Raw genomic sequence first — 21,188 nt, forward strand, 5'->3', positions numbered from 1 at the left:
AGTCATGGACTACTTAGACGAAGAAACGCTTGTTTGGAACACTGACAAGTCAGATTCTGTAGATAAGAACACTGAAGATAGCGCATCACACTGGGTGCCAGTTAATGCGTCTAAACAACAATATGGTTTACTTAGTCAATTCAGTAACGCTGAGAATCAGTTGATTAATATAAGTAGCGAGCTGCTGGCAATAACGCTCAAAATATCAACGCTTCCCGAACCACAGGACGTCACTACGTTAAGGCATCAACTTGCTAGCAGTATTAATGATATTAAATCAAAAGGTTCTGAACTCACGTACCCAGTCGCGGTAATTGATAAATTGTGCTTTTTATATGCGGTTGTATTAGACGAGCTCATTGTCTACAGCCCATGGGGAGAGAAACGTTGTTGGGAAAATAAAACACTGCTTAGTGAGCTCTTTGGCATGCGAAACGGCGGAGAGCTTTTCTTTAGCGTTGCTGAAAAAGCCATTCGACAACCCCAAAAATTGATTGATTTACTTGAAGTTATTTATATTTTTTTAAACATTGGCTTCAAAGGTCAATACAGAGAAACAGGCAGTGAACAACTTAAAAAATTTATTCATCAGCTTGAACAAATGATTGCCCAATATCGTCCCAGTACCAATATCTATTGTCGAACACGCGTGAAGCAACCCAAAGCGCGCAAGCCTACGAGACGTAAACGCTATTTACTTACCACACTATTTTTTAGCACTTTAATTGCACTAAGTATCGGACTTACTCACTTTTGGTACAAAGAAACATTACCACCCAGAGTGAGAGATTTTGCAACCTTACCTTCTTATAGTGAACGCTATATCTTATCCGGCGAAGTGAAAGATATTGTATTTATAAGTCAAGACGACGACTTGGTTTCTCCTCCGCAGAAAGCGAGTAAGGTAGAAATGCTCGATGCCCTACCACCACCGAGCATTAAAACTAGCAAAACTGGCTGGTTAGTACAATTGGCTACTTTTTCTTCGCAACAAAATGCCGACTCATTTATCAAGAGCTTATCACCATCAGCTTATTTACCGACCGTAGAAAAAATTCGCTCTTACTATCGTGTTGTTGTCGGCACATCTTCTCCTCAACAAGCCGCAGAGATAAAAGATTGGTATCTAAAGAAAGATTCCGTTAAGGCAATTGTCGTTCAACGTAAAACAACAAGAAATGACACTAAGAATACTTCAGAGGCTCCTGAGTAATGGCAGAATCAAATTCATCTCAAATGCAGAATAGCAGGATAAACACCCTGCTTTGGACATTAATGCTGGTCATTATTGTTGGTATTTTAGGCGGGCTTCTAACTTGGAGATTTGCCTATCCTGCTCATACCCTTGTCGGTCTTTTGACTACTTTTTTTGTTGCCTTATTCCTCGGTCTATTCTGTTATTGGTTACTATCGAAAAGAGCAATACCTGCAAAAACATCCGACCAAGAGAAAACCTTAGTAAATAGACGATGTAAGTTGCTTACCAAACACTTCAAAGCAATGCTCAACGTTCAAAAAAGAAAAAAACGCTTATCCAGTCGCTACGATCTGCCTTTTTACATTCTGCTCAGCGACAACCCCATCAAAGATAAAAGCGTTATTACACAAATGGGCTATGAAGCCTACAAAGTCGATGACTTTGGCAATGATATCGAATTTCCAATTTTATTTTGGCTTAGCGAACACTCTATACTTATTTCGGTAAGTTTAGGTGAAGAGCAGCGCCCCGAATATGTTAGTACTCTTTGTCAAAACTTGAATAAATGGCGCCCTCGCCAAGCACTCAACGGCATTATATTAACAACCGATGTGAAGGAACTTTTAAAGTCGCCGGAAGTTATTACACAAAAAGCCGACCAAATAAAATCGCAAATTAAAAGCTTTAACCATATTTTTGGTCTTAATTTACCCGTATACAACATCATCACACAAATGGGTCAGATTAATGACTTCTGTCAGTTTTTTTCTGCATTTGATGAAGCAAAGAGGAATGATGTTTTTGGTGCGACATCACCTTTCATGAAGCATGGCGGTATCGATGCTGATTGGTTTAATACTGAGTACGACAGTCTTGTCACTCAGCTACTTTCCAACATGAGTTCAGCGTTAGCCTCTCAGCTCAATCAAGACTATCGTAATGCGATTTGCGCCGCGCCCTACCAATTTGTACTACTAAAAGAAAGCCTATGGGAATTTCTCTATCGGTTGTATCGAGGAGAACAATTACAAAATGGGCTTAACTTCCGAGGTTTCTATTTTACCCATAGCGGCACAGTGAAAAAACAGCACGACGTATTAGCAAATGTAATTAATCAGGCGCTAGGCTATGAGCAATATCAACAACATCAGCAAATTCCCGTTCAGCAAACTCTTTTCGCTCAACATTTAATGACACATACCATCATTAATGAGCACGAACTTGTGGGCGTTAATCGACGTAAAGAAAATATGCTCTTGACGATGCAAACAGCGTATACGCTGTTTTGGCTCGGTCTATTCGCCTTCGTTCTCATTGATATAAAACTCGATTTTGACTATCAAAGTAAGCTAGAAGCAGACGCCGACACTATGCTTGAACGTTATAAGGAAGCCATATCTGCCCAGCCATATAATATAGAAAACATGGCAGACAATATCCCTAACCTATACTCTCTCAATCGAATTTATGCCCTATATAAAGAACCGAAACCATGGTATAGCCTACCGATTATGCCAACCTCAAGTATCTTTTATCATGTAAAATCAGCCTATTTCGATGAATTACAAAAAGTTCTGATCCCTTCAATGGAAAATACGCTTGAAAAAGATTTATTTGTCTATGTGAATTTGGAGGATCAGGCTAAAACGTTATCTTTACTCAACAATTACCGAGTACTATTTAATTCAGACCGCACCAATATTGGTGCATTAAAACGTTATTTTATTAAAACTCTGGAGGAGCAAGGAGAAGCAGACAGCGTTAACATTGCACAGTTGGAGATACTTCTCGATGATGTGTTTGAACAAGGACTCGTCCCGATTAAAGCAAATTTGGGATTAGAACACTTAGCCAAAAAAGTCATCAGCCAAACCGGTGTTGAAACTCTGTTGTATCAACATATTCTCAACTCATCAACTTATTCCAAACGCATAGATATACGACAAGAGCTGGGAAGCAACTTTCAAAAACTGCTGTCTTTTTCTCCCAACTATGCTGGGTATATGGTCCCCTACTTATATACGCCGTCAGGATTTAACGAACTGGATTTATCAGTCAACTCCCCCATTTTAAAAGAAGCTCTTAAAGCTTACGAAGGCGTAGCAGGCGCCTCTCCAAGTGCTTTAGAAATGTATCGTATTAGCCGAGATTTAAAGCAAAGGTATCAAAATGACTACATTAACTACTGGCGTGATTTTATTTCGCACATCCAAGTAACCAATATAACCAATGCTGATGATCTTAGAAGAACGTTAGCATTATTAACCAATGCATCGAATAACCCTTTGGTTATGCTCTACAGCACTGTCAGCAAATATACATCCGTTGAACTACCTAAAGCAGAGAATGAAGACAAAAACTTACAACCTGAAGAACAAGATATAGATAAGAAAGAATCGGCAAGGCAAATACAGTTGGCCTTTGACTCATTTCACAATCAAGTCAATGCAGTTGAGCAAGGGAACAAGCCCATCGATACTCTACTTGGTAAGGTCACTCAAGCAGAAACTTGGCTTGATAAATTCTATCAAGCAGAAGACCCACAAAAAGTTGCCTATCAAGCGCTTACCGCGGCAATAAAAACCAGTAATCCTATATCGATACTTGCTCAGCAAGAAGCGACTCAACCTTCAATTTCGAAACAAATTTTAAGCCAACTGACCCAGCAGTCAAATGAGCTAGTGATGAGTCTTGCTCACGATTATCTCAATGACACATGGAAAACAGAGGTTTACCAACCTTATAGAAATACCATTGCAGGCTATTACCCATTTAACAAGGCAGCCAGTTCGGATGCCAGTACTGCTGATGTTGCAGCCTTCTTTAAATCCGATGGTACTTTGGAACAATACTACCAGTCCAAGTTGAAAAATTTCTCTACAGAAGAACGCTCACCATACCTTCATGGTCTACTACCAAATACAGGTTTTGCTCTGGACTCATCGGTTTGGCAAATGATTTCGAAAGCACGTGACATTCGCAATGCTTTATTTTTGGCAGATCCGCAAAATATATCACTCCAATTTCAGCTAAGGGCCAAAGAAATGAGTCCTAATGTGACAGAATTTATTATCCAAGGTGAAAAACCACTATTTACCTATCAACATGGCCCTCGACTGTGGACTAAGCAAAGTTGGAGTGCTGCCGCGATAGAGCAAGACTCGGTCAGTTTTCAGATTAAGGCCCAAAAAAGCAATATTGCTTCTGAAAGCTTTCAAGGCAATTGGGCATGGTTTAAATTTATTGAGCCCAGAGTGGCATCAGCCACAGCTCAACAAACTGAAGTAGCGCTCAAATACGGTGATAGTCAAGTACAGTTAAGCATTAAAACACAGGGGCAAAATAACCCGTTTGTACCTAACTTTTTTTCCGCTTTCTCTTTGCCATCGAGTATTTGATATGAAAATACAAACAGGATTCAGCGACAAAGTAGCAACGGTATTTAGAATATTAGGTGTTTATCAATACTCATTGCTACGACAACAAACCTATTTAGCCACTCACCCTTTCTATGGTGCGTGTATAGTGAAGTTTGCGGCAACTGTCTTTGCCAAACAGCAACTCAAAGTCGAAGCTGAATTTCTTTATCATCATAGTGACAGATGTTGGCCCCAGTACTTGGACTACGGCTCAAACATGGGAATAGACTGGCTAATAGTAGAGTTTTTTGACTCTCTTTCAAGCGGCTTGGGAAATATGACTGTTGAGGACCAGCAAAAAATAACGACAAGTGCAGAAGAAGCGCTCAACACTTTACATAACAACGGTTATGTCCATGGAGACATCAAACCTTCCAATCTTATTATTACCTTGCAAAATGAAGTAAAGCTAGTCGATTTTGGTAGTATTACCCCTATTGGTTCAGACTATCATAGCAACTCTATTTTATCCTTGACACCAAAGTTCTGCGCATTAAACCCATATTTACGTTCCGGACAAGCATTGCCTAAACACGACTATTATTCGCTAGCAATTTCGCTACATACTATGTGGCGAGCTCACCCATTTTCTGATCTTACTTTGGTTGAGTTTGCCAGGACCAATGGTAGTGCTTTACTCGAGGGACTTGTTAGTCGCTATCAAATATTGGTCTCCAACCAGCTAAAGTACGCCAAACAATTCACCTATTAGACTCCGTAGAGCCAAAATTCAGGTCAAAACCTGATAAAAAATCACGTTAAATTTCTTATTCTTCTACAGACGTGTCTTCTGGGCTTATAGAACGTCACCGATATCCAAGCCCACATTTTATTCATCGAGTTAGAAATGAAAAAACTTCAGATTTTGTTACTTATGCTTATGTTTAGCCATATAGGATTCGCTCTCTCACAAACCATAGTCAATCAAAGCACTGCAGAGCTACGGAATGATTCACATAATTTACCACACAATAGAAACCCATTAATTATTGCGCATAGAGGCGGGGCTGCCGATGGCCCAGAGAATACAATTCCAACGATTCAATCATCAATTCAACGAGGTGCTCATATTATTTGGATTACTGTTCAGTTATCAAAAGATGGAGTTCCAGTATTGTACAGACCTAGTGATCTTTCTGCGTTAACTAAGCTAACTAAACCAACCAAAGTGTCGTCCATGACAGCAAAAGACTTGGCTAATTTGGACGTAGGGCATGCGTTTTTTAAGGATAAAGCACCAGATAATGAAGACATTTACAACATTCCTACGTTGAAAGAAGTGCTAATTAATTTCCCACACACGGAATTCTTTATCGATTTAAAATCGCCAGATGCAAATGCTCAGAAATACATAGAAAGCGTTGCAGATGTAATTGAGCAGACAGATTCAGTCGAACGTACACGAATTTACTCAACCTCAGAGAATTACATAGACGCCGTAAAGAAATATTCTTCTCTCAACGCATTCAAAAGTCGAGCAGAAACACGAGACATTCTCTTTGGTAGTAAGCTATCAAACCAATGCAGAGCCGTTGATGTTCAAGCAGGTTGGCACGCATTCGAGCTCACACGTAATGTAGAAGTAGTAGAACATTTCATGCTCGGTGAAGGAAGAACCAAAACAACCTTTAGATGGTCAAAGGAGGATCTATCTTGTTTTGATGCTGCCGATAATACCATTGTGCTTATTGGTGTTAATAGCCAAGAAGATTATATATACGCAAAATCTCTTGGTGTTTACGCTGTCATGGTTGATTCACCTAAAATGGCTCAATGTTATGAAGGTAGCATGCAAAAACTCGATATATGTCAATAGTCCCTGAACATCACTTGGATCTATTGAACATCTGAATCAGAACGCTTTAATAACTACGAGAGGTTTGTAGCTCATTTGTCAAATACAAACCTCTCAAAATATCACAACACACTTCTCCAATAACTCACCATCTTTAACTTACTAAATTTTTCCATCCATTGGTCGTTAGACCTCTATATAAAAATAACATGCTCTGTGCGGTAAAAAATTAATTATTGACTAACAAACAGCATGAGCATATTGTTTCATATTTTTTTGTTAGTAACTAAATTACTGGATAAAAAAAAATATTAATGGCGTAAAATTGGTCAAATAGTACGTAAGGAACATGGACTATGTTTAAAACACTCAAGCGATTCTCCTCAGTTATTCTTATTGCAGTTTCATCACCGAACTTTTCTATCGCAGCTGATGTTGATAAATTGCACTTTCTCATTCCAGGATGGGCTGGTGGAGGCTGGGATATGACAGCTAGAGGGATTGGTGATGTTTTGGTCAAAGAGGAAATAGTTAACCAAGTCTCATTTCAAAACCTTTCCGGAGGAGGTGGTGGTAAAGCCATTTCTCATCTTATTGAGACTGCAGAACATCAACCAAACACACTGATGGTAAGTTCAACCCCCATTGTAGTTCGGTCACTCACTGGAATATTTCCTCAATCTTTTAGAGACTTAACACCCGTCGCCGCTACCATTGCCGATTATGGCGCTATAGTTACTTCCATCGACTCTAAATATACAACTTGGGTAGATGTTGTAAAAGACTTTAATGACGATCCTCGCAAAGTAAAAATTGCTGGTGGCTCTGCTAGAGGCAGTATGGACCATCTGGTGATCGCTTTGGCTTTTAAAAACGAAGGCTTTGATCCAAAAAAAGTGCGCTACATCTCATATGATGCAGGAGCAAAAGCGACGGCGGCATTACTATCAGGCGAAACTGCACTTTTATCGACGGGGCTTGGTGAAGTACTTGAAATGTCCAAATCGGGTCAGCTTAAAATCCTAGCAATCACAGCACAAAAACGGCTTGATATTGCACCTAATATTCCAACTTTAACTGAGTATCACAACAATACAGTTTTCGCCAACTGGCGAGGTTTTTTTGCTGCTCCGGGGACCAGTCAAGAGCAAATTGATAATTGGAACCATGCCTTACAGAAAATGTACCAAACCGACGAATGGCAGATAGTTAAAAACCGCAACGGATGGATTGACAACTACAAAGCAGATAAAGATTTCTATACCTTTCTCGAAGGCCAAGAAAAGTTAGTTGGTGGGTTAATGAGTGAACTAGGTTTTCTCAAATAAGCGACCACTTAGATTTATTTTCCCCGCACATGAGACTAGAAACCATCTCTATTTTTCAAGACAAAAAAAATAGCTTTTCGGTTAACTTTCTAATTCGTCATGTGCGGCTTTTTTGGGTTTTAATTAACGGGAATTAAGTATGTCATGCCTACCTGCAAGCAATACAACGGCAAAGCAACATCAATCAAATAAAAATCTTCTCAATCGGGACTGTATCAGTGCATTCATTTTTCTTGTTATTTGTATTGGCTATGGATACCAAACATCCCAGATCCCCATGGTACCCAGTGACGAGTATGAGCCATTCACAGCGAGAACACTACCCTCACTACTAACCATGGTTGGTATTGTATTATCTAGTCTGTTACTAGTAACGGCTAAACCAACCCTGCATAACGAAACTGAAGGTAGACTTAACTTTAAGCTTTTGCTTGGCTTTTTAATATTACTGATTCTGTATGGCCTAGGGCTAACATACCTTGGTTTTGTTCTCTCTACAGGAATATTTCTCATGGCAGGTTTTTATTTACTTGGAGAACGTAGAAAACACGTTTTATTCGGTGCATCTTTTCCATTTGCAGTAGCTTTTTACTTTTTTCTCACTCAAGGGCTAAATATCTATTTGGAATCCGGTACCCTCTTTTCCATGTGGTCATAAAGGAAACAACTATGCTAGACGGAATCTTACAAGGACTTTCTACTGCCGCCATGCCAATGAATATTCTGATGGTTATCCTAGGCTGCTTTGTGGGTACCTTTATTGGTATGCTACCTGGGCTAGGTCCAATTTCGGCCATAACACTTATGATCCCCATTACCTATGGCCTTGAACCTTCATCAGGTTTAATTCTTATGGCTGGGATATATTACGGAGCTGTATTTGGTGGTTCTACTTCTTCGATTTTACTCAATGCTCCCGGTTGTTCTTCTACCGTTGTCACGGCGTTTGACGGTTATCCTTTAGCTCAAAAAGGCCTGGCTGGTAAAGCCCTCGCATTAGCCGCCTATTCTTCATTTACTGGTGGTACTTTATCTGCCGTGATGCTGCTATTTGCAGCGCCAGCTTTAGCCAGTATTTCACTCAGCTTCCAATCATCCGATTACTTTGCACTTATGCTTCTTGGCTTGTCAACTGTTGCAGCATTTTCGGGTAAAGGGCAGATACTCAAAGCTTGGATGATGACAATATTGGGGCTTATGCTCTCAACAGTAGGCATTGATAAGGGCATTGGTATTGCACGCTTTACGTTTGGTCTAACAGACCTTATGGATGGATTTAGTTTTTTACTATTGGCAATGGCAACATTTGCTTTAGGGGAGACTTTATTGAACATACTGGTTTCGGACCCCAAAAATATGCGTAATAAAAAACAAACTAGATTAAATAATATCGGCAGTATAAAAATAACCAAAACAGAATTAAAAGAACTAGCACCTGCATGTATTCGTTCTTCAATCTTGGGTTTTTTTACTGGTGTCTTACCTGGTGCTGGCGCAACCATTGCTGCTTTTCTGAGTTATGGAATGGAGCGGAATTTAGCGTCAAAGGATAAGCAAAGAGAATTTGGCAAAGGAAGCTTACGCGGACTGGTTGCACCCGAATCAGCCAATAATGCAGCCTCCACAGGTTCATTTGTACCTTTGTTAACGCTAGGTATTCCCGGTTCTGGTACCACAGCAATTATGCTAGGAGCCCTCATAGCCTATGGAATCCAACCAGGTCCTCGATTATTTGTTGATCACCCAGATATCTTCTGGTCAGTTATTATTTCTATGTATTTTGGCAATCTAGTGTTAATCATATTGAACTTACCTTTAATACCTTATATCTCAAAACTACTTACAGTGAGACGTGCCATATTGTTACCTATGATATTGTTTTTCTCTATTACAGGCGTATACCTCGTATCATTTAATACTATTGATATTTTTTTCATGATAATTATTGCGGCCGGAGCCATTTTATTGAGGTTAGCAAATTACCCCTTGGCACCTCTTCTACTAGGATTCATTCTAGGCGGTTTAATGGAAGAAAACTTATGCAGATCGCTTATGCTCAGTGACGGAGAATTGAGTTTCCTTTGGGCACGACCGATGACTCTCACTTTCACTCTTTTGGCCATGATAGTTATAGTAAAACCTGTAGGTAAAAACTTGCTAAATAGGTTTAGGTTCGCTCCTATTGAAAGCTAAACTCCTAGTATCGCGTAGTGGTTTGCTAAGCGTAAACAGCAAACCACTAGGCGTATTTATCACTACATATGAGCAACGTATAGTCCAATGGTATAGGAGAGAGCACAGTGTAAGCTTCAAAAATAAACATCAGTTAACTCAGTGATAATGATTAAGTCCACATCAAAGAAACAACCAGAAAAACTTGGAAAATTGAGGACATACTCACCACTTTTGCCAGCGCTTTTTCATTTCTTCAATTGTATTTGAATCAACACCATGAGTATTTCCGAACTCACCTTGGCATTCAATAATTTCAAACTCAGCACCAAATTTCTTTGCCATTTTATAGTAAGGTGTTATTTCCCACTTCATCACAAAAGTATTAGAAACCACAACACTCTGTTTGTTTTTTAGACTATCACGAGTCATTCTTATGCACCAAGCGTGTGCCTTTGCAACAGAACTGGGGTCAAATTGATACTCCCCTCTATCATTGATAAAAAACATATCTGCTTCGTAATGATTAGCACCTAGCGTCTTAGCTAAAGTACTTTTACCTGATCCCGGCAAACCACGAACAATCGTTAATTTTAGCGTCATAAGTAACCAATTCGAATAACACCCCACCAATACTAACTTAAATCGGCATAAAAATCTTATCGACATCTCGTAACGTTTACGTTAGATTTAGAAGTATAGACGTCTAAATAGCCAAGGAAGTAAACCGTGCCAATTAAGATTCCCGATCAGCTCCCAGCAAGTGATGTTCTTCGTCAGGAAAATATTTTTGTCATGTTGGAATCACGGGCTTCAAGTCAAGGAATAAGACCTCTCAAGGTGCTCATTCTTAACCTTATGCCTAAAAAGATTGAGACCGAGACTCAATTTCTTCGCCTACTTTCAAATAGCCCATTACAAATCGATATAGAGCTACTTCGAATCGATGATAGACCAAGCAAAAATACGCCCACAGAGCATCTCAATAATTTCTATCGACAGTTTGAGGCAGTAAAAGAACGCAACTTTGATGGATTGATCATTACTGGCGCTCCTCTGGGGTTAGTTCAATTTGAAAATGTAATCTACTGGGAGCATCTTCAATCCATTATGGCTTGGGCAAAAAAACATGTCACCTCAACCTTATATATTTGTTGGGCAGCCCAAGCCGGACTTAAGCTCTTGTATGACTTACCCAAACGCACACGTAAAGAAAAGCTTTCAGGGGTTTATCGCCATCAAATTCATCAATCCTTCCACCCTTTACTGCGTGGTTTTGATGATACCTTTCTTGCGCCGCATTCCCGATACGCGGACTTTTCTCCACAATATTTGGAAGAGCACACTGACCTTGATGTTCTGGCTACATCGGACATGGCGGGTGTGTATCTCGCAGCGACTAAAGATAAGCGTAATGTCTTCGTTACCGGCCATCCTGAATACGATGCTCACACACTTCATCATGAATATATCCGAGATTTGGGTGAAGGGATGGAGCCTGCGATTCCTGTCAATTACTACCCTAACGACAACCCAGACAACCCACCGGTTGCCAGTTGGCGAAGCCACGGACATTTGCTGTTTTCTAACTGGCTCAATTATTGTGTTTATCAGCAAACACCTTATGATTTGGACCACTTTAGCGAAGAAAACTTTACTAAAGATGATTAGCACTGTTTAAATAAGCATTAAAAATTCTCACCAAAGATGAGTGATGTTTAAAACGGCTGGATTATTCCAGCCGTTTTATTTAAGCATCTAATTGTTTAGAAAAACAACTTTAAGAAAAACTCGACCATTGAACGTCAGTTTCTAATGCCGAACTGAGTGACCTAATAGCGTTAGCAAATGCGCTTTCTATTTCTCTTGGGAAACTATTGGGGTTTTCTCTGACCCTTTTTAACCGTTGTACACTCAGCCATAGATCCAGTGCTGTATTTTGGTCAAACTTGGATCGATATTCCTGAAATATTTCAGAATGACCATTTGCCATTTCTTCAAAAAATTGCATCAATGTATTGCGATTACTTTGTATCCAACTATCCCATTGCTGAATACGGCTCTGTTGGTCATAGAGTCGATATAAATCGCTGAAGCTGTCTATTTGGGTAACCTGAGAGGCTTCTGTATCTTGGGTAACCTGAGAGGCTTCTGTATCGTCCACCGCCTGCTGCACGATAGGCCTAACAGAGACAACTCTTGGGCTATCTCCTGACACATCAACGATTATCCACATAGGTCGTCCGCCTTTATTTGAGTAGTTGGGTGGGTTCGCCGCAGACAACTCATTCCTACAGCCACTGAATGTGACGTATTTATAGTGTGAGTTCTTCAGGTCCAACTGCTGAAAAACATCACTTAAGCTCGCCTCTGAAAAAGCAAAGGTTCGCTCACGAACGGTAAGCACATCTGTGGCCCTTGTGGTGCCTTGACGATTATTTATTATCGCGTCCACTATGTTAGCTTCCGTTTCCGCACCACCACTATGCCGCCCTTGATATTTAAATATTCGATAATCTTTGATATTGCCAACATCGCTTGAACCAGAGGCATCAACGACATCACGTTGGAACATATGTGTGCTACCTGTAGTTTTATGTGGATTGAACGTATGGCCTGAGCTCGTTACCGTTGAGTGTGGGCTGAAGTGAGGGTTGTTCATGATCTCTATCGAGGGATCGGATAATGTCCTTCCATGCGGGCCTAAGAACTCCATAGTGACCCCATCTGGAACTTTAATGTCTCCCGTTTTAGGAGCACGGCTGGCTAAAGACGCACTTTGATGATAACCACCGTGAACTGATATCAACAAAGTATTTGCTTGAACGCCATCGTTGGCGGTGTAAAGCATAAAATCATCCCCAACCTTCTTTCTAACGACAGAGGCAGTGTCGCCACTAGGCGTGGTAAATGACTTTAGTGACTGACTATCCGGCTTTCTACCGCTTAACTTAGGCCAAGAAAACCCATTCGTCCCACCTTTAGTAACCCGTGTTTGCTGTGATGTTAATTCTTCAATGCTAGTCTCTTCGACAGACTGTCTGGCACGTAACTTTTTGGCTATATCACCAAAAGTGACTTCCCCTTCACCAACTTTTATCATCCCATTACCCGGGTATGGTGAGATTTCAAGCATCACCCCGTGTCCCTTGCCACCTGTAAGCGATTTTTCCCACCCGACCAATTTCTTTATGCGAGCAGCAGCTCCGGATAATGGCTTTCCGACACCTCCGGGAGTTGGTAGACCAGGAATGCTTGGCCCAGGCATACCTGTCCTCACAAAGAAATTAGTAAAACCGTTAATAGATTCTTTGGCTCCTTGCTCAATCGGAAACAGCCCTTTAAAGCGTGCAGAAGGACGTCTCGGGATCACCCTAGCGTAGATCGTCTGTAACTCACCTATTTCGTTAGTTACTTTTCTAGCGCTATTGGCATCTAAGTAACTCAATATGTTGTCTTGATTACTTGATGATAATCCTATCGGTTTTGCCCCCATCTTCGTATCTGAAAATATATAATCTCCACGACTTGAGCGCACTGCAGTCACAGGCTGACCATTGTCTTGGATTACGGCTCTCAAATATCCCTCTCTCACAGTTGGCGCTACGATCCTCTGAACTGCAACATTACTTTGTAAGTCAAGCTCACTGAAATCTTCAAGCACAGCATTGGGAACCGTTCCCGGTGGATATGAGCGAACCAGATTTGTCATTTCATCTTCCAAGCTCTTGAGCTCATCTATATCACGACGAATCTGCTCCAACAAAACATCTATATCTTCGCTGAACTGCTGCGCCGTGTCAGATCTCCACACAGCCGAAGACGCTTGAAAATCACTTGGAACATCATCGACTCTCTGGCCTTGCCTTCTTAAACTACTGACTAAAGTGCTTAAGTCACCGATGCCATCACCAGCTTGTCGCGCCGACTTGAGCGCTTTTAACGCCTTGATTACATCGCCTGCACTAGAGGCCATACCTAGCGCATCCAGAGGTGCTAGAGCCAAGGGAATGAGTCCACTGGCTCTTTCTTCAGGCGAGTCTCCTTCAACAAGCAAATACACTCCTTCTGCTAGCCCTACTCCCAAGCTCGCAGCATCAACAATCATTGCAGCCCCAGCCACACCAGCGACAACGGCAGGTGTAGCCGTCCCTCCACTGACTACGATTGCAGCTATACTGAGTGCAAACGCTGGAACGGCTAGCACGCCACCAACAATTTCAAGCGCTTTCTTTGTGTTCCATTCAGCATGCGAGGTAAGCAGTGCATCAGCGTCTTGTCTGAGCCTCTCCAAATTTCTTCTGCCAATAGTATCGAATATGTTGTCTTTACCATTGAGGGGGAAATGGTCTAACTTGAGACCTGCATCGACAGACCACCCAAAAGCTCGATCATCCTCAAGTGCGTATTCGGTGCCATTATAATAATTCGATCCTGCTTCAAACCTATCCAATTCCTTACCTGGTGTGCTGCCTCCGGGCAGATCAGGTTGCTTATCAAACTCGCTCATGTGCGAAAGGATGAAGTTTCTATTTGCAGGGTTACTGAAAAAGCTATCAAAGGATGGAGCACTGTCCGCGTACCCGTCGTCATCACCAGAGCGTTTACGTGCAAACTCGATAAGCGCACCGTCAGATTGAAGGCTCACTAGAATATGACGGTCACCTTTTCTAATGATTAGCATGCCCTCTAATGGAAAATAGTCACCCTTTTTGCCTTGCAAGCCCGGAATAGACACTTGAACAGTATCTGAGCCCTTCTGCATTTCAAGAATCAGAGCTTTTCCTTCAGGACTTAACTTGCCATCACGCTCAGCTGAAGCAACGAGCCTGTCAAATGTCGCTTTCAGGTGATCCGAGTACTCTGAGAAATGCTGTGCTTCGAACTGGTTGATTTTGCCTTCAACCAACCTTTGCATATCCGTTTTAGCTTGTGGATTGTAAAGCTTCTTAAACAGCCCTTCTCCACTGAGGCCTTGATATTGAGGTGGTAACTGATAATCACCCGTGACTTCCACAGTATGAGATCCTGTGAGCCCTTGCCAATAACTTTCACCAAGTGCCTGAATCAAATTTGTTTTGACAATATGACCACCGCCACTATCACCGATGGATGACACAGCTAAACTAGAAAATATTCCGCGGCCATTTATTCTATTTTCTGAACTATACGGAAAGATGAGCCTATCCAGTGGTGCTTCTTTACTAAGACCAAACACTCTTCCCAAAGCGTTCCTCATTGGTCTCCAATTCTCCCGCTTAGCTGGGTCGGCAAGATCTTCGAGGGCCGATTCCATACCATCAAATGAAATACCGTCCATTTGATTTGCAAGACTGACATGTGAAAGCAAGAATTCATGATTAGCTTGATTTAGAACAAATGCGTTCAGATCGTCTTTAGAATTATAAATTTGAACCTTGCCAGGTGGCATTAAGCTGATCATTGTATACTTATCTCCATCTCTGATAAGCAACATGTTTTCCAACCTAGCGCCATCTATCACTGGCTTCATAAAAAAGGGCAAAGCTTCTGTTGAAGTCGTAAAAATGGGAGGATTCAATGCTTTATGCAAGGTATTTCTGACATAATCTTGCTCTGCCTTATTTGGCATCGCATCAATCAAGTCTATTGTGCGCTGTTCCAACAGCTTACTGTACTTTTCTGGGTCCCAATTGATTTCTTCATTCCCAAGTTCAGTCCTGTTCACTGAATGGAAGTAAGGCTTACCCATTTTTTGTTCAATTAACCGATAGTAGCTAACATCCAGCCTAACCTTTTCAAGCTTTTCCACTTGAACTTTTCGACTATCCCCTTCATTGGGCATTGTATATAAGTTTGCAGCTGGTAGTTCAGGATAACGGTATACGTAGTTAACGTTCTCAGGCTTTGAGATACCACGCTGCTCCCAATATTGCTTCGCGATGGTTTGGTGATTCAAATCTCCCAGAAGTCCTGCCATTCTGTGGCTTCGTATGATCGACCTCTCATAAGCCAACAGGCCACCATGCACTTCAATGTCTCTAATTTGTTGCGCTTTAGTATAGACACCGCCATTGGGGAGGCTTTTGTCTTGTAGTCCATCAAAATATAGCTTTTCTATCTGTGTGCTACCTTGATGCAGATTGGCAACTTCTCCCTGTCGATATTGCAGAATCTTTGACAAAATACTTTCTTGATCAAGTTCGGGATGACTCTTTACAAAGAGTTCTTCACTTGGCAGTAACGGCATTTTAAATTCGTTAAAACTTGGGCGCTGATAGATTTCTACTGCTATATTTTTGACCCTAATAGAGTGCTCCGCACGGTCAAGTTCTGACTCAAAAGCTTGCTCAGACAAGGTATAAATTATTTTATCGAAAGAACTTGTGCTAGCTTCTTTTTTCTCCTTCAACGCGGCTAATATTTGCTCGTACTGTCTTGGCTTAATGTCACTGCCACTGAGACCAAGTTCTGTTTTAACCGCATTCATTCGAGACAGTACTCTTTGCTGAAGATACTCGTCTCGCGACTCCTTATGTCTCATATTGCCAATGACTATCAGTGCATTCTTGCGAAACTCATCATTGATAGTCATTCCCTTAGGGCCGCCTGTATTGGGCTGCCTAGCTATAAAGTCCTGTTGTTCAATAAAGGTACTAAACTCTTCTTCGCTATACGCTAGGGAATACTCTATGACGAACTTATGGTAATCAATCATAGGCTGAATAAGCTCATGCTTGAGAAAATCAGAGCTAAAGACGTTATCGAGGATCTCTGCATCAACCTCTGACAAAGGAGGACGGAAAGCACGTAGTGCATCACTGAATTGATTTTCGTCATTTGAGTCAGCGGCTTGCTTTAATAATGAAATAACCTCAGAAAAAAAGGCCGATTGTTCATCCCCTCTGGCTTGAGCCGCCATTTTTTCAATTCTTTTGAGATTTTTTTCAAGAAACTCTATTCGACCATCAGTACTATATATATCCCTGATCTTTTTATAAAACTTAACCTTAACCTGTTCGACATCACCATTAAAACGTGTAAAGAATTTATTGGCTTGTCTGTACCTAGCGCGTCTGGCTTGGCTCTGATAGTTTCTTTCACCTTCTTCCCCGGTATGGCGAGCATAGCGAGCAAGTGAAACTTCTGCATCGGTGACATGCTCTTTTACATTCAGGCTGTCATGCACATCATATGGCGCAATATCGTCATTCCATATATCGTCCAAACCCGTCCAATAATCTTCGCGTAAAATGGGGGGTTCTTGTTTGTAATCGTAAAACGCTCGGCGATAGTCGTTTTCTGTTACAAACCCGTTAGAACCAGAGGCTCTTGAGACATTCTCCTCTACCCATTTAGGGTCTGAAAAGTAGAAAGTATCACCTAATGAATCCGTATAATCGACGCCACTGATAAGGTGTTCATTCATCGGGTCTCCTTGCCCCCTTAGAATAAAAGTCTCACCGTGAGCATTCACAATTGCTGGGTTATGACACAGGCTGATATGTTGCACTTCATGAGTCAATGATATTGCAGGATCACATTCCAACCAAGGACGGGCTGTCAGTTCATCGGCATTTGATGCCGATAATGTATTGTGGGGATCAAAGTAAATAGTCTTTGTTAGAGGACTAGCAAAATTGGCATAATATTTTTGACCATCTTCGCCAACGCGCAAAGGCTTGGCCGCATAATGAGGACTTATCGTAATACCGAGTTCATTCATTACCTTAAGCGTGTTTCTACCTAAATCAGTCTGCTGAAGTGTCCGTAAATGTGAGCGAACAGCCTCTTGATATTCGTTGCTTCCGGATATATTAATTCCCGGCAAATCATGCGAAGCTGCGGCTGACTCTATATCCTGTTCCCCTTGATCAAGAACATGATTTCCTCCCTCTGTATCCTCTGTAAATAAAGGACTCCAACTATCAATCAATCCTTTACGTTGGAGGTCTTGCATATTGATATCAAAACTGTCTGACAGTTCTTGCCTGAATTTCTCCTGCAGTTCAGCAATGTCAGCCTCAAAGGAGAGCTCTTGAGTGGCAATCATCTCGTCAATGACTTCTTTAGGCAGTTTGTCCTTCATTTCCTCTTTAAACTGCTGCTTCATCTCCTCAAATTGAGTTGTGATTCCGTCGGTATAATTCTGATAGGCTTGGAGAAGCTTTTGCTTCTGCTCTGGTATTTGTTTACTGGTCAAGTCATGTTTAAGGGCAGCCAGTGCTTTTGCTTCCATCACTTTGTTTGTTACGGCCTTTGTCGCTATTGAAACAGGCATAATCGCGCCGGTAATTCCACCTTCTACAGCTAGAGTCTTCAACCAAGAATCTGTCTTAATTTTGTCTTTAGGATCCACCATTGCGTTATGTGCGTATGCACTCAGGACCATGGCACCACCAGCTGCCGTTTTTATCGGACGAGGTACAAAAGACATAACAGCTTTAAAACCAAGTTGCTTCAGCCTATTATTAACCACGTCTTGCACAACTTTATATGGGTAGTCTTCCCCAGGCATGACACCCGTTTTTATCTGATGGACCTTATACGGAATTTTAAATGACGCTATCGTTGTTTTAACACCCGCTTTGACTGTGCCTTTTACTAAGGTGACGGTAGCACCAGCCGCGAGGTCAACACCTCCCTCAATGACCGCGTAGATCACACCCTGAGTCGCTTGTTTCTGCCCCCATTTTACCGCAAACTCTGCAAACGATTTTTCTTCTGCTAGGTGTTGCTGGGGAGTTTTGGGCAAAATAGTTTTATCTTTACGTGCGTAGTGCCACTCTTGACACATTCGGGTCGAAAATAGAATACCTTCTGGGTCATCATCTGACTTAACAGCATCGAGCAAGCCCTCTGCTTGCAATAGTTGACGTAAAGATTCAGTCGTAGGAATATCCGTTTCAGGCATCATTTCATTAGCCTTCATACCCCAGTCTTTGGCAACTTTGGCATGTCGAGAAAATGGATCGAGACGCTTACTTGTTAAAGAAGTAATTTTTAAATCGAGATTATCCAAATCACTCTTGCCCGATAGGCTTGCAATACGAGTTTGATGGACGATGTCACCTAGCTCATCTTCCGAAAATGATGTTTTACCAATCAGCTTGTTAGAAATGTCTTCTAACTCTGCGATTACCGGATCATAAAAGTTGGAATCAATGATCTTCTCGAGTTCTGCCTTCAGTTTTGCTTGTCCCCAATCTGACAAGCTATCTGAGTGCGAGTTAACAAGCTCCCTCAATAAGGTAGGCAAGTTGGCAATTTGAGCTTCAATATCCTTGGATATTTCTAGTGCTTTACCACACGCTTGATTAAACTCTTTGATTTTAATAGCTTTATCATTGTTGTCATCAAGGTTTTTGGCGTTTTTATCATGAGCTTTTCCAGTAGAAAAATCATCAATCACTGCCTGTGCTAAATCTTGCATCGCTTCAGCTGCAAAATCCGCTTCCAAAGGCTTATTCTTTTTCAAGTTTGTTGCTGCTGCTTGCAGGGGATTAAAATCATATTGCATACGCAAAGCTGGCTGCTGCATAAGCCAATACATGCTGCGTACAATGGACTTTACTTTCAGCTCCTCAGCTTTCAACCCAGCAGGCGCGCTGATCCTATCAAATCCAACTTTTCTCGCTTTTTTATGCCCGACATCTCTCCAGTGATTAAGCGCATACGATGCAAGTTCACCTTGCTTTGGCAGCTCTTGTAGCACGCCGAGAGTGCTCGAAGGTAAGCCTTTAACTTTTTCTGTGAGCGAGTTAAAGGCTTCGCGTGCTTTGTCGCTTGAGTCTACAAAAAAGCGACTTACTGTTTCCTTAAAGAGGGGCTTTTGAGTGACGTAAGAGGGTTTATACTCCCATGCATCTTTGGGCTTTTTGAAAATGCCCGCTTTTCCACGAAACTCATTGGCACTTTCATTTACCAAAGTTTGGATATCACCAATGATGTCTCTTGGCATCGAAAAATAGTCGGCGTTCAATACGCCCTTATCATATCTGTCTAACTTGGCGTATAAACTGCATAATCGATTGTTATTGGCCGTCAGAGTCTTCATAACCTCAGTACGTTGCTTGACCAAATGTTGGGTCATCAAGTCTTGCCCTGAAGAGCTGCAAAGCTTATCCATCGCTGATTTGAACTCAAATTCACCTTTGCGATTTTTGAAAAAGTCATCGCTACGCCAGAATTCATCGGCCGTCTTCTTTTCCCACTGAGATAAAGAGCCTATATTCGCGTTCATCTGACTCAACTTTAACGCCTCATCTACAGCTTGAATGCTTGTTTTTAGGTGGCGTGCAAACTGATAAGCCAGCCCTCTATCTTGCGAAATAACGCTTGCTTTATCTTTAATTTTATCGAGAAACTGCTCAATTCCTTGTAATGTCTCTTCACTAACTCCCAGATTAGAGGAGTGTGAATTTCGATTCGTTCTTATCTCGGCAATCCGTTCACGCAGTGATGGCACTAACCCTGTATCAATCTCAATAATAAGCTCGTTGTAACCTTTTTTGATGAACTCGATTGCTTCTTGTTGCTTGTCTTTTAAAGATTCAACAAGCAATTGTTTAGGTAAGTCTAATGCCGCATCAAGACGTCTAAGCGGGTATTCTATAAGACCAACTCCACATTCTTTTTCTATTTCTCCATAGATACTGTCTACACCATCAGTGCGCTTTAGAGGAAACATTGTGTCAAGCTCACTCTCTCCATCGTCCTTTTTGCCAGTCAGTTTGATCTTGTTGCCATAGAAATTAGGCCTTTCAAAACTAGGCATCTTAGGCTGCTTTTTTCCACTCAGAGTCTTTATATCTGTTACTTTTAACTGATGACCACCTTGTGGTGAGGATGGAGACTCTGCCCCCATCATTTTTTGAGTAGAAGCTTTTGAAGCAGTTTTCATGATTTGTATCCGTAACGTTAGGATTGATGGCCAGTTCAACTTAATCTCAACGTCTGACTAGGGTTTGGCTTGGTGATCCCAAATACGTGAGTAGCACATACTGAGAAATGCTGAGTAAGACTGACTATCCAAAATACTATTGATACAAATATCACAAATGGTTGTGAAAAAATGAAATGGGTATTTGTGAGTCGTTATGACAGGATATAAAAAAAGGTGTAAGAGCTCTAGATTTTGACCTAGAACTCTTTATGCAAAAACAAAGGCAAGATTTTAACATTTGGCACATACCAAACGTTTTTAAAATTTCATTACCAATATAAAAACTTTTAAATCAATATCTTATTTTAATTTTTACATGTTTTTTCAATAAATCAATCAGTAAAATATTAAA

At 41.2% G+C, this 21,188-nt stretch carries 10 protein-coding genes; 8 read left to right on the plus strand and 2 right to left on the minus strand.

Going from position 1 to position 21,188, the window contains the following annotated elements; translation table 11 throughout:
• Nucleotides 1-4 precede the first annotated feature (4 nt).
• The 7 genes from icmH (at nucleotide 5) to QQK21_RS08110 (ending at nucleotide 9,933) form a co-directional block, all read left to right on the plus strand.
• Nucleotides 5-1,213, plus strand: coding sequence for a type IVB secretion system protein IcmH/DotU (gene icmH, locus QQK21_RS08080; protein WP_284191690.1), 1,209 nt, complete (start codon nucleotides 5-7; stop codon nucleotides 1,211-1,213).
• Nucleotides 1,213-4,596, plus strand: a complete 3,384-nt coding sequence (tssM, locus tag QQK21_RS08085) for a type VI secretion system membrane subunit TssM (protein ID WP_284191691.1) — start codon at nucleotides 1,213-1,215, stop codon at nucleotides 4,594-4,596. The genes icmH and tssM overlap by 1 nt, the downstream gene beginning before the upstream one ends.
• A gap of 1 nt (nucleotide 4,597) precedes the next feature.
• Nucleotides 4,598-5,329, plus strand: coding sequence for a protein kinase domain-containing protein (locus QQK21_RS08090; protein WP_284191692.1), 732 nt, complete (start codon nucleotides 4,598-4,600; stop codon nucleotides 5,327-5,329).
• Between the two features lie 135 nt (nucleotides 5,330-5,464).
• A complete protein-coding gene (locus QQK21_RS08095) occupies nucleotides 5,465-6,433 on the plus strand; it encodes a glycerophosphodiester phosphodiesterase family protein (RefSeq protein WP_284191693.1) in 969 nt (322 codons plus the stop codon).
• A gap of 335 nt (nucleotides 6,434-6,768) precedes the next feature.
• On the plus strand, nucleotides 6,769-7,740 hold the full coding sequence (locus tag QQK21_RS08100; RefSeq protein ID WP_284191694.1) for a tripartite tricarboxylate transporter substrate binding protein: 972 nt from the start codon (nucleotides 6,769-6,771) through the stop codon (nucleotides 7,738-7,740).
• Between the two features lie 139 nt (nucleotides 7,741-7,879).
• Nucleotides 7,880-8,398 (plus strand): tripartite tricarboxylate transporter TctB family protein, encoded by a 519-nt coding sequence (locus QQK21_RS08105; RefSeq protein WP_284191695.1) that lies wholly within the window; start codon nucleotides 7,880-7,882, stop codon nucleotides 8,396-8,398.
• Nucleotides 8,399-8,409: 11 nt separating this feature from the next.
• Nucleotides 8,410-9,933 carry a tripartite tricarboxylate transporter permease gene (locus tag QQK21_RS08110; protein ID WP_284191696.1) on the plus strand — a complete coding sequence of 508 codons (1,524 nt, stop codon included), beginning with the start codon at nucleotides 8,410-8,412 and terminating at the stop codon, nucleotides 9,931-9,933.
• Nucleotides 9,934-10,137: 204 nt separating this feature from the next.
• On the opposite strand, the gene QQK21_RS08115 is transcribed toward QQK21_RS08110, so the two are convergent.
• On the minus strand, nucleotides 10,138-10,515 hold the full coding sequence (locus QQK21_RS08115; protein ID WP_284191697.1) for an ATP-binding protein: 378 nt from the start codon (nucleotides 10,513-10,515) through the stop codon (nucleotides 10,138-10,140).
• A 126-nt stretch (nucleotides 10,516-10,641) separates the two neighbouring features.
• Here QQK21_RS08115 and metA point away from each other — a divergent pair, with 126 nt between their 5' ends.
• The gene (gene metA, locus QQK21_RS08120) at nucleotides 10,642-11,583 is read left to right on the plus strand and encodes a homoserine O-acetyltransferase MetA (protein WP_284191698.1); all 942 of its coding nucleotides are present in this window, start codon (nucleotides 10,642-10,644) and stop codon (nucleotides 11,581-11,583) included.
• Between the two features lie 109 nt (nucleotides 11,584-11,692).
• Here metA and QQK21_RS08125 read toward each other — a convergent pair whose 3' ends face one another.
• Entirely contained in the window at nucleotides 11,693-20,794 is a 9,102-nt protein-coding gene (locus QQK21_RS08125; protein ID WP_284191699.1) for a putative adhesin, read from the minus strand.
• Nucleotides 20,795-21,188: the final 394 nt, after the last annotated feature.

It is taken from the genome of Vibrio zhanjiangensis (genome assembly GCF_030161235.1).
GTDB lineage: Bacteria > Pseudomonadota > Gammaproteobacteria > Enterobacterales > Vibrionaceae > Vibrio > Vibrio zhanjiangensis.

Excerpts from the sequence above, each read along its gene's own strand:
- QQK21_RS08100 (WP_284191694.1), top strand. The coding sequence starts at position 6,769 with ATGTTTAAAACACTCAAGCGATTCTCCTCAGTTATTCTTATTGCAGTT.
- QQK21_RS08105 (WP_284191695.1), top strand. The coding sequence starts at position 7,880 with ATGTCATGCCTACCTGCAAGCAATACAACGGCAAAGCAACATCAATCA.
- QQK21_RS08115 (WP_284191697.1), bottom strand. The coding sequence starts at position 10,515 with ATGACGCTAAAATTAACGATTGTTCGTGGTTTGCCGGGATCAGGTAAA.
- tssM (WP_284191691.1), top strand. The coding sequence starts at position 1,213 with ATGGCAGAATCAAATTCATCTCAAATGCAGAATAGCAGGATAAACACC.
- icmH (WP_284191690.1), top strand. The coding sequence starts at position 5 with ATGGACTACTTAGACGAAGAAACGCTTGTTTGGAACACTGACAAGTCA.
- QQK21_RS08090 (WP_284191692.1), top strand. The coding sequence starts at position 4,598 with ATGAAAATACAAACAGGATTCAGCGACAAAGTAGCAACGGTATTTAGA.
- QQK21_RS08095 (WP_284191693.1), top strand. The coding sequence starts at position 5,465 with ATGAAAAAACTTCAGATTTTGTTACTTATGCTTATGTTTAGCCATATA.
- QQK21_RS08110 (WP_284191696.1), top strand. The coding sequence starts at position 8,410 with ATGCTAGACGGAATCTTACAAGGACTTTCTACTGCCGCCATGCCAATG.
- QQK21_RS08125 (WP_284191699.1), bottom strand. The coding sequence starts at position 20,794 with ATGAAAACTGCTTCAAAAGCTTCTACTCAAAAAATGATGGGGGCAGAG.